Consider the following 10,447-nt stretch of genomic DNA (forward strand, 5'->3'; position numbering starts at 1 on the left):
TTTCCGGACAAAAAGAGGGGCTAAATATATAATGGATAAGGACAGTTTATTTTTAATCGGTCGAAAAGGAGTTACTTATGCCTGAACAAAGATATTTATCAGTGAATGCTTTAACCAAATACATAAAAAGAAAATTTGATGTCGACCCACATTTACGGGATATTCATGTAAGAGGGGAAATTTCAAATTTTAAACAGCATTCGAGCGGACATATGTACTTTACATTAAAGGATGAAAAAGCCCGGATTCTTGCTGTGATGTTTGCCAGCCAGTCACGTGTAATGAAATTTTCACCCGAAAACGGAATGAAGGTGATTGTAAAGGGTGATATCAGTGTATACGAGCCCAGCGGTCAATATCAAATATACATAAAGGAAATGCAGCCTGATGGCATTGGGGAATTATTTTTAGCCTATGAGCAGTTAAAACAAAGGCTGGAATCAGAAGGATTATTCGCGATTGAAACGAAAAAAGCTATTCCTCAGTATCCTAGAACAGTAGGTGTAATTACCTCACCAACGGGAGCAGCTATTAGGGATGTTATTATTACGATTAAAAGGCGCTATCCTATTGCAAATATTCTTGTTTTCCCTGCCCTTGTACAAGGGAATAATGCAGCATCTTCCATTTCGAAAGCTATTGAAAAGGCCAATAGCATGAAGGAAATCGATGTTTTGATTGTTGGCCGTGGCGGAGGCTCGATTGAGGAGTTATGGGCGTTTAATGAGGAAATCACGGCCCGTGCTATTTTTTCATCACGGATTCCGATTATTTCAGCTGTTGGTCATGAGACAGATTTTACGATTGCAGATTTTGTAGCTGATTTACGGGCTCCGACTCCAACGGGTGCTGCTGAACTAGCTGTCCCGCATATTGAGGAACTAATGGATAGAATCCTACAGCGGCAAACTCGCATGCACCATGTCATTAGGGGGAAATTCCAGTTTGATAAGCAGCGCTTAAATCGTGTTCAAAAATCATATGCCTTTCGCTATCCGCATCGTCTATATGAACAAAAACTTGAGCAGTTAGACAAACTAACAGAAATGCTAGTGCGTGGGACGTCAAGATTATCCTTATTAAAAAACGGGCAGCATGAAATTCTTTATAAACGGCTGCAAAGGAGCCATCCAAGCGAAGCAGTCCTTGCTGCCCAAAAACGTTTTGTACGAACCCAAAAAGATATGAACCGAACAATGCTCCAGGTACTATCTAAGAAACAAACAGATTTTGAACGGATCCTTTCGACCTTACAAGCATTGAGCCCCTTGAAAATAATGGAACGCGGCTATAGTTTGGCCTATTCGGAAGATAATCGACTAGTCAAAAGCATCAGTCAGGTTAAAGAGAACGAACGCGTTCAAATTCAATTAACGGATGGCAGTCTATTATGTAAAGTGGAAAATATAAAGGAGAGCGAAAAACGTGACGAATGAAAAAAAGATATCCTTTGAAGAGGCAATGGCGAAGCTTGAACAAATTGTCGATAAACTTGAAGAAGGCGATGTACCATTAGAAGAAGCGATTATTTTCTATAAAGAAGGTATGGAACTATCCAAACTTTGCCATGACAAATTAAAAAGTGTTGAAGAACAGTTAACACAAATTATTACGGAGGATGGACGGACAGAAAGCTTTTCAATTGACGAGGAGGAATAGTTTTGGAAACAGGGTTATTAGATGCATTTTCAAAAAAATATAAACGGCTGCTTGATTCGGAGCTTCGAACCCTGGTTGAAAGGCTTGATGCTCCTCAGAGTATAAAAGAATCGATGATTTATTCTCTTGAAGCGGGAGGAAAAAGAATCCGCCCGCTTTTATTATTCGCTACCTTGGATGCGTTTGGGATAGACCCTCAAAAAGGGTTGTTAGCGGCCTCTGCAATTGAAATGATCCATACATATTCCCTAATACACGACGACCTGCCCAGCATGGATAATGATGATCTTCGGAGAGGAAAACCGACTAACCACAAGGTTTTTGGTGATGCAATCGCCATTTTGGCTGGAGATGCTTTATTAACCTATAGTTTTGAGGTCATTGGGAAAATTCCATCCGAATTTTCTACGCCAGATACCAAATTAAAATTAGTCATGGAGATGGCTAAGGCTGCTGGAACGGAAGGGATGGTTGGCGGTCAAGTTGCCGATATGGAAGGGGAAGGGAAGTCATTAACCCTTGAGGAACTCGAGTATATACATATTCATAAAACAGGTAAACTGCTAGGATTTAGTGTTTTAGCAGGGGCTATTTTGGCAGAAGCCAGTCAAAACCAATTAAATAATTTATCTATATTTGCCCGCCACCTGGGCCTTGCCTTTCAAATCCAAGATGATATTCTAGATTTGGTCGGAAATCAACAAGTAATTGGGAAGCCCGTTGGCAGTGATTCAGCCAATCTTAAAAGTACCTATCCACAATTGTTATCATTGGAAGGGGCTAGAGCCGCCTTACAAAAACAAATAAACCTCTCGAAATTCTATCTGGAAAAAACGGGTTTGAATATGAACTTACTAATGGAAATAACGGATTTAGTTGCCTCTAGAGACCACTAAAAAGGGGTCATTTGAGGCAAAGAAATAAGTGTGTTATAATTGTTTTCAATGTAGAAAACATTGTCAATGCCGTTATCACTTTCGTGTTAGCGGCTATTTTTTAAGGGTAAGTGAAACAGCCAAGTGTGTAATATACTACATCAACGAATGCTGATTATGAAAAAGTATGAAAGTGAGTGATCCAAAAATGGATCTGTTATCAATAAAGGACCCGGCCTTTTTAAAAGGCATGTCAAATAAAGAGTTGGAGGCTTTAAGCCAAGAAATTCGTAACTTCTTGATTGAAAAGCTGTCTGTAACTGGCGGCCATATTGGGCCGAATTTAGGCGTAGTTGAATTAACCCTAGCGTTACATAAATGTTTTAATAGCCCAAAGGATAAAATTATCTGGGATGTTGGCCATCAATCCTATGTTCATAAAATTTTGACGGGGCGGGCATGTGAGTTTGATACATTAAGGCAATTCAAAGGCTTATGCGGGTTCCCAAAACGGATAGAGAGTGAGCATGACGTTTGGGAAACAGGACACAGTTCAACATCTCTATCAGCTGCAATGGGGATGGCGATTGCGCGAGACTTAAAAAAGGAAAAATCCTTCGTCGTTCCGGTTATTGGTGATGGGGCTTTAACAGGCGGGATGGCATTAGAGGCCCTAAATCATATCGGACATGAGAAGAAAGACATGATTGTCATTTTAAACGATAATGAAATGTCGATTGCTCCAAATGTTGGTGCCCTTCATAATATTCTTGGCCAATTGCGAACGGCCGGAAAATATCAATGGGTAAAAGATGAACTCGAAGTTCTATTGAAAAAAGTGCCTGCCGTTGGTGGTAAACTTGCGGCAACGGCGGAACGGGTAAAAGACAGCCTAAAATATTTATTTGTTTCAGGAATGTTTTTCGAAGAACTTGGTTTCACCTATTTAGGTCCAATCGATGGACATAATTTTGAAAATTTATTTGAAAGCTTAAGCAATGCTAAAAAGACGGAAGGGCCTGTCCTCCTTCATGTAATCACTAAGAAAGGTAAAGGGTACCAACCGGCAGAAAGTGATAAAACAGGAACATGGCACGGTACAGGTCCATATAAGATGGACACAGGCGCTTTTGTAAAACCGAATAAAAAGCAACCGCCTGCGTGGAGCAGCCTTGTCAGTGAAACAGTACGAAAGCTGGCACGCACGGATGAACGGATCGTAGCGATTACACCCGCAATGCCTGTCGGCTCAAAGCTTGAAGGCTTTGCTAGTGAGTTCCCTGACAGAATGTTTGATGTGGGGATTGCTGAGCAGCATGCTACAACCGTTGCCGCAGGATTAGCGACACAAAACATGAAGCCTTTTCTGGCGATTTATTCCACCTTTTTACAACGGGCCTATGACCAAGTGGTACATGATATTTGCCGTCAAAACTTAAATGTATTTATCGGTATCGATCGTGCAGGGTTGGTAGGAGCAGATGGTGAAACCCACCAAGGTGTATTTGATATTGCCTTTCTAAGACATATTCCAAATATGGTCTTAATGATGCCCAAAGATGAAAATGAAGGTCAGCATATGGTTTACACAGCACTAAATTATGATGACGGTCCAATTGCGATGAGATTTCCGCGCGGCAATGGATTAGGTGTACCGATGGATGAGGAATACCGAAAAATTCCAATCGGTACATGGGAGACGCTAAAGGAAGGCGATGACGCAGCTATTTTGACTTTTGGCACGACCATTCCGATGGCGCTTGAAGCAGCGGATTTTCTTGAAAAGAAAGGAATTTCCGCCAAAGTTGTCAATGCTCGTTTTATTAAGCCATTAGACAAGAAGATGCTTACCAGCCTTTTTACAAAAAATATCCCGATTCTCACAATTGAGGAAGCGATTTTGCAGGGCGGTTTTGGAAGTGCTGTTCTTGAGAACGCGCATGACAATGGGTTCTATCATGCTCAAATCGACCGAATAGGGATCCCGGACCAATTTATTGAACACGGGGATGTAGGCTCACTTCTTGAAGAAATTGGTTTAACGACGGAAGAAGTAATAAAAAGGATTTCTACTCTAGCACGAAAGAAACAACAAAGGGCATAACTAATGAAAAATAAAGAACGGTTAGATATTTTACTTGTCGAAAGAGGATTAGTTGAAACGCGTGAAAAGGCTAAACGAACCATTATGGCGGGGCTTGTTTATACCAATGAAGAGCGGCTGGATAAACCGGGAGAAAAGGTATTGGCTGATATTCCACTAACTATAAAAGGGAAGATGCTTCCGTATGTGAGCCGTGGAGGATTAAAGCTAGAAAAGGCCCTGAAAGTTTTTGATCTAAGTGTTTTGAATAAGGTATTATTAGACATTGGCGCTTCTACAGGCGGGTTTACCGACTGTGCACTTCAAAATGGTGCAGCCATGTCGTATGCTTTAGATGTCGGTTACAATCAGCTTGCATGGAAGCTTAGGCAGGACGAGCGTGTCGTAGTAATGGAAAGGACAAATTTCCGCTATGTGACACCAGCCGATTTAAATGGAGAAATGCCGAATTTTGCCTCGATTGACGTTTCATTTATTTCTTTAACGCTAATCCTGCCAGTGCTAAAAACACTTTTGGTACCTGGAAGTGATATCGTGGCTCTCGTCAAGCCGCAATTTGAGGCTGGACGTGACCAAGTTGGAAAAAAAGGAATTGTTCGCGATGAAAAAGTCCATTTACAGGTAGTTGACAAAATAATTAATTTTGCAATTCAACAAGGGTTTACTGTTGCCGCCCTATCCTATTCCCCGATTACTGGCGGGAATGGGAATATAGAATACCTGCTCCATTTGAAATGGGAAGGTGAACGGGAAATAGGCGTTAATCATTTACCGATAACCACGAAGGAAGTTGTCAAACAGTCCCATTTGGAATTTAAATCGAAACTAAATGCAGAAGGATAGGCATAGGCTTATCCTTCTATTCTTTATCTCAAGAAATTCGTTCCTTTTCCAAAAGAAAAAATGTACAAGCCTGTAAAAATGGGCTAACATATGTGTAGAAAAGGCAAGTTTACTATATAATACTTGGATCTTTTCAACTTTTACGGGGTGAAAAAATGAATAAAGGCCAACGCCATATAAAAATAAGAGAGATTATTGCAAATAATGACATTGAGACACAGGATGAGTTAGTCGATGAGCTGAAGAATTTAGGCTATAATGTAACACAGGCAACGGTTTCGCGAGATATTAAAGAATTACATCTCGTTAAGGTTCCATTAACCGATGGACGTTATAAATACAGCTTGCCTGCGGACCAAAGATTTAATCCATTACAAAAACTAAAAAGATCATTAATTGATGCGTTTGTACGGATTGATTCAGCAGGACATTTATTAGTTATGAAATGTTTACCTGGTAATGCGATGGCAATCGGTGCGCTAATTGATAATCTTGATTGGGAAGAAATATTAGGAACCATCTGCGGTGACGATACGATGTTAATCATTTGTCGAACACCGGAGGATACGGAAATCATCACCAATCGGTTCCTAGATATGCTTTAATTGGGGGAGTGTTCTTTGTTAGCAGAATTATCAATCAAAAATTTCGCTATTATTGAGGCTTTATCCATTACATTTGAAAAGGGATTAACCGTTTTAACGGGGGAGACAGGAGCCGGAAAGTCAATAATCATTGATGCCATTCATTTGTTAGCAGGTGGAAGAGGTTCAGCTGATTTTGTCCGTCATGGTGAGGAAAAGGCTGAAATAGAAGGTTTATTCCAGTTGGAGGATTCCAAGCATCCAGTGTTTACCAAAGCATTGGAATTTGGAATCGACATCGAAGAGGGAATGGTTATTTTACGGCGTGATATTTCCCGAACAGGAAAAAGCGTGTGCCGTATTAATGGAAAACTAGTAACGATCTCCACGTTAAGGGAAATTGGGTCAACAATTGTTGATATCCATGGACAGCATGAACATCAGGAATTGATGGATGAGACAAGGCATATGTCATTGCTGGATCAATATGGTTCCGAAGAAATTCTAGCTTCGCATGGCGAATATATGCAAGTATTTCGACGTTATGAGCAAACATTGCAAAAGCTAAAAGCATTGAGTGAAAATGACCAGCAAACAGCCCATCGACTGGATTTAATTCAATTTCAATTAGATGAAATTCTAAAGGCGAATTTAAAGCTGAATGAAGATGAAGAGCTTTATGAGGAAAAAAGGAAACTGAGTAACTTTGAAAGGGTGTTTGAAGCCATCCAGTCGGGCTACACGGCACTACACGGTGAACAAAAGGGTCTTGATTGGCTCGGTATGGTTATGGGGCACCTTGAAGATGCTGCGGCGCTTGATGAGGCATATAAAGAAATTTTTGAAGCTGTGTCGAATAGCTTTTATCAGTTGGAGGATGCAGCACGGTCATTAAGAAATGACTTGGACGGATTAGAGTACGATCCAATAAGGTTAAATCAAATTGAAGATCGATTAAATGAATTGAATCAGCTTAAACGGAAATACGGCAAAACAATTGATGAAATATTAGAATATGCCGCTAAAATTGAAGAAGAAATTGAAACATTACAAAATAAAGAAACGCATATAAGCGAATTAGAAATAGAATTAACCTCTATTAAAAAAGACCTCATTCTTGAAGCAAAGCAATTAACGGAGCTTCGCCATAAATGGGCAGAAAAGCTGACTAGCTTAATACATAAAGAATTAAAAGCATTATATATGGAAAAAACCGTTTTTGAAATTCGTGTTCAATCCGATTCGCTTCATTTTTCAAAAAATGGGGTCGATCAAGTCGAATTTTATATTTCAACGAATCCGGGAGAACCATTGAAGCCACTTTCCAAAGTGGCATCCGGAGGGGAATTATCTCGAATTATGTTAGCGTTAAAAAGTATTTTTTCCAAGCATCAAGGGGTAACTTCGATTATTTTCGATGAGGTGGATACTGGTGTAAGTGGTAGGGTTGCCCAGTCCATTGCTGAAAAAATTTATAAAGTCGCGACTGGTTCGCAGGTCTTATGTATTTCACATTTGCCCCAGGTAGCGGCAATGGCTGATACACACTTGTTTATTTCGAAGATCATTAATGGGGGAAGAACGAAAACCTTTGTGACCCCGTTACTATTCAATGAAAAGATTAATGAAATTGGCCGGATGATTTCCGGTGCGGAAATTACTGATTTAACCAAAAAACATGCCGAGGAATTATTGTATTTAGCTGAAGAAAATAAAAAAAGCGGAAGCGTTGGTGTTAGGAATTAAGCAATTGATGAGCTAAAATTACTATATTTTTTATAAAAATTGAAAAGCTATCCAATTTGGGTAGCTTTTTTATGTAGAACCAAGTTATAAATGATTGTCAAGGAGGCAAAATTAAAGATGTAGCCATTTCAAGTAGTGAAAAGAAGCGAGGAGAGTGAAAAATTTTGAAGTTAGAAATAATTAGAAAAATTATTGGTGGAATTCTCCTTGTTTCATTAATTAGCCTTTTATTTTTTCAGCCTATGCAGCAATACATGAAAATACCTAAGACTATTACTGTTTTTGAAGGACAAGACTTTAACTTTCAAAAGGCTGCACCGGTTTCAGCCACTTTAGTTTCTCAAAATTCAACTATCTCACTTGATCAAGAAAAACATTCGGTTTCCGTAAAGACCTCTGAAAATGGAAAAAATGAAATGCTTTTGGAGTTTGCAGGTATTCCCATAAAAAAGGTCGATGTACATGTCTTGAAGGATTTTAGAGTTATACCAGGCGGACAGTCAATTGGAGTGAAATTAAATACTGTTGGTGTCTTGGTTGTTGGCCACCATTTAATCAATACCACAACAGGAAAAAAATCACCAGGTGAAATTTCAGGTATAAAAATCGGTGATATCATTACAGAAATCAATGGAAGCAAAATAGAAAAAATGACAGACGTTGCACCATTTGTGCAAGATGCTGGACAAGATGGTAAAGCCCTTGATATGGTGATTAGCCGCGAAAGTGGAAAATTTACAACAAAACTAACTCCCTTAAAAGATAAAGGGGAAAATACCTATAAGCTTGGCTTGTATATCAGAGATTCAGCTGCAGGAATTGGTACAATGACTTTTGTTCATCCACAATCAAAAAAGTATGGTGCCTTAGGGCATGTAATTTCTGATATGGATACAAAAAAGCCAATTGTTGTCGAAGACGGGCAAATTGTTCGTTCTACCGTGACTTCAATTGAAAAAGGAAGCAATGGTGACCCAGGCGAAAAACTGGCACGGTTTTCTTCAGACCGTGAAATCGTTGGAAATATTCAAAAGAATAGTCCATTCGGGATATTTGGTGAATTAAATAAGGAATTAAAAAACGGAGTGATGGATAAAGCGCTGCCAATTGCTCTATCCCATCAAGTAAAAGTAGGACCAGCAAAGATATTAACGGTTGTGAACGATGACCGAGTGGAAGAATTTGATATTGAAATTGTCAGCACAATCCCGCAAAAGTTTCCGGCTACCAAAGGCATGGTAATAAAAGTAACTGATCCTAAGCTCCTGGAAAAGACGGGAGGAATTGTCCAAGGGATGAGTGGAAGCCCGATTATTCAAAATGGAAAGCTTATTGGAGCAGTTACACATGTCTTTGTCAATGATCCAACCTCTGGATATGGAGTGCACATCGAATGGATGCTAAATGAAGCTGGAATTAACATATATGATATGCCGAAAAATAAAGCAAGTTAAACCAAATTGCGAGCAAAATGGGTGGAATTGCCTATTTTGCTTTCTTTTTTAATACCATTTTTCGACAAATACCTACTATTTATTGGAAAATGAGCGATTTTCGTCGAAAAAGGAAGAAAAACAAAGAAAAATTGGTGTTTTATCACTATTTTAAGAAATTTTAAAAAAATGAGAGGAATTTTTGTTGCATTGTCGAATTTCTAATTTAGAATAGAACTAAGAGCTTACAGATGAATTGTAAATTAATGATGAAATAGAGATTTGATTTAAACCTGAGGAGGAACTGGAATTGAAGAAAATAAAAGTTTGTGTCGTTGATGACAATAGGGAGCTAGTTGGATTATTAGAGGACTATATTTCGTCCCAGGATGATATGGAAGTTGTCGGAATTGCCCATAATGGCCAAGATTGCTTAGATATGTTATCGACAACAGACCCTGATGTTCTCGTGCTGGATATTATTATGCCGCATCTTGATGGTTTAGCTGTTCTTGAGCGCCTCCGTGAGATGAAAAAGGCGGTCCTGCCAAATGTTATTATGCTAACAGCATTTGGTCAAGAAGATGTGACCAAGAAAGCCGTTGAATTAGGTGCATCCTACTTTATTTTGAAACCATTTGATATGGAGCATCTAGGCAACCATATTCGACAAGTTAGTGGTAATGGTCATTCATTCACAAGAAAGTCCTCAACAAGCTATCGCAGTCAATCTGAACAAAAGCCCAAAAATTTGGATGCAAGTATTACTAGTATTATTCATGAAATTGGCGTTCCAGCCCATATTAAAGGCTATTTATATTTGCGTGAAGCCATCTCCATGGTGTATAACGATATCGAGCTATTAGGTTCAATCACAAAAGTCTTGTATCCTGATATTGCGAAAAAATTTAACACAACAGCAAGCCGTGTAGAACGGGCCATTCGTCACGCCATTGAAGTGGCATGGAGCCGCGGCAATATCGATTCCATTTCTTCTTTGTTCGGCTATACGGTCAGTATGTCAAAAGCGAAGCCGACAAATTCGGAATTTATCGCGATGGTGGCTGACAAACTTCGCCTTGAGCATAAGGCGTCCTGAAAAGATTGTTAGTGTTGATAAAAACAAAGCCTTCATTCATTGAAATGAAGGCTTTTTATTTTTAAATAAGAAGGAATATATAATTTTTTGACTTATAGAATTGT

The 10,447-nt window shown here is 39.2% G+C and carries 9 protein-coding genes; all 9 read left to right on the top strand.

From position 1 onward, the window contains the following. The first annotated feature begins 77 nt into the window (after positions 1 to 77). The 9 genes from xseA to spo0A all read left to right on the top strand — a co-directional run bounded on the left by xseA (position 78) and on the right by spo0A (position 10,343). On the top strand, positions 78 to 1,436 hold the full coding sequence (gene xseA / locus BSO02S_RS00250; RefSeq protein ID WP_066060677.1) for an exodeoxyribonuclease VII large subunit: 1,359 nt from the start codon (positions 78 to 80) through the stop codon (positions 1,434 to 1,436). After that, entirely contained in the window at positions 1,426 to 1,659 is a 234-nt protein-coding gene (locus BSO02S_RS00255; RefSeq protein WP_066060679.1) for an exodeoxyribonuclease VII small subunit, read from the top strand. Before xseA ends, BSO02S_RS00255 begins: the two co-directional genes overlap by 11 nt. Positions 1,660 to 1,661: 2 nt before the next feature. Then, positions 1,662 to 2,555, top strand: coding sequence for a polyprenyl synthetase family protein (locus BSO02S_RS00260; protein ID WP_066060681.1), 894 nt, complete (start codon positions 1,662 to 1,664; stop codon positions 2,553 to 2,555). 187 nt (positions 2,556 to 2,742) lie between these two features. Then, positions 2,743 to 4,638 (top strand): 1-deoxy-D-xylulose-5-phosphate synthase, encoded by a 1,896-nt coding sequence (gene dxs / locus BSO02S_RS00265; protein ID WP_066060682.1) that lies wholly within the window; start codon positions 2,743 to 2,745, stop codon positions 4,636 to 4,638. A 3-nt stretch (positions 4,639 to 4,641) separates the two neighbouring features. Next, positions 4,642 to 5,481 carry a TlyA family RNA methyltransferase gene (locus tag BSO02S_RS00270; RefSeq protein ID WP_066060683.1) on the top strand — a complete coding sequence of 280 codons (840 nt, stop codon included), beginning with the start codon at positions 4,642 to 4,644 and terminating at the stop codon, positions 5,479 to 5,481. Between the two features lie 155 nt (positions 5,482 to 5,636). Further along, positions 5,637 to 6,086, top strand: coding sequence for a transcriptional regulator AhrC/ArgR (gene ahrC / locus BSO02S_RS00275; RefSeq protein WP_066060685.1), 450 nt, complete (start codon positions 5,637 to 5,639; stop codon positions 6,084 to 6,086). 15 nt (positions 6,087 to 6,101) lie between these two features. After that, complete coding sequence (gene recN / locus BSO02S_RS00280; protein WP_066060687.1) at positions 6,102 to 7,811, top strand: DNA repair protein RecN; 1,710 nt, start codon at positions 6,102 to 6,104, stop codon at positions 7,809 to 7,811. Between the two features lie 164 nt (positions 7,812 to 7,975). Next, positions 7,976 to 9,265 (top strand): SpoIVB peptidase, encoded by a 1,290-nt coding sequence (gene spoIVB, locus BSO02S_RS00285; protein ID WP_066060689.1) that lies wholly within the window; start codon positions 7,976 to 7,978, stop codon positions 9,263 to 9,265. Between the two features lie 289 nt (positions 9,266 to 9,554). Then, a complete protein-coding gene (gene spo0A, locus BSO02S_RS00290; RefSeq protein ID WP_066060691.1) occupies positions 9,555 to 10,343 on the top strand; it encodes a sporulation transcription factor Spo0A in 789 nt (262 codons plus the stop codon). Positions 10,344 to 10,447 lie beyond the last annotated feature (104 nt).

It is taken from the genome of Neobacillus soli NBRC 102451 (assembly GCF_001591665.1).
In the GTDB taxonomy this organism is placed as follows: domain Bacteria; phylum Bacillota; class Bacilli; order Bacillales; family Cytobacillaceae; genus Neobacillus; species Neobacillus soli.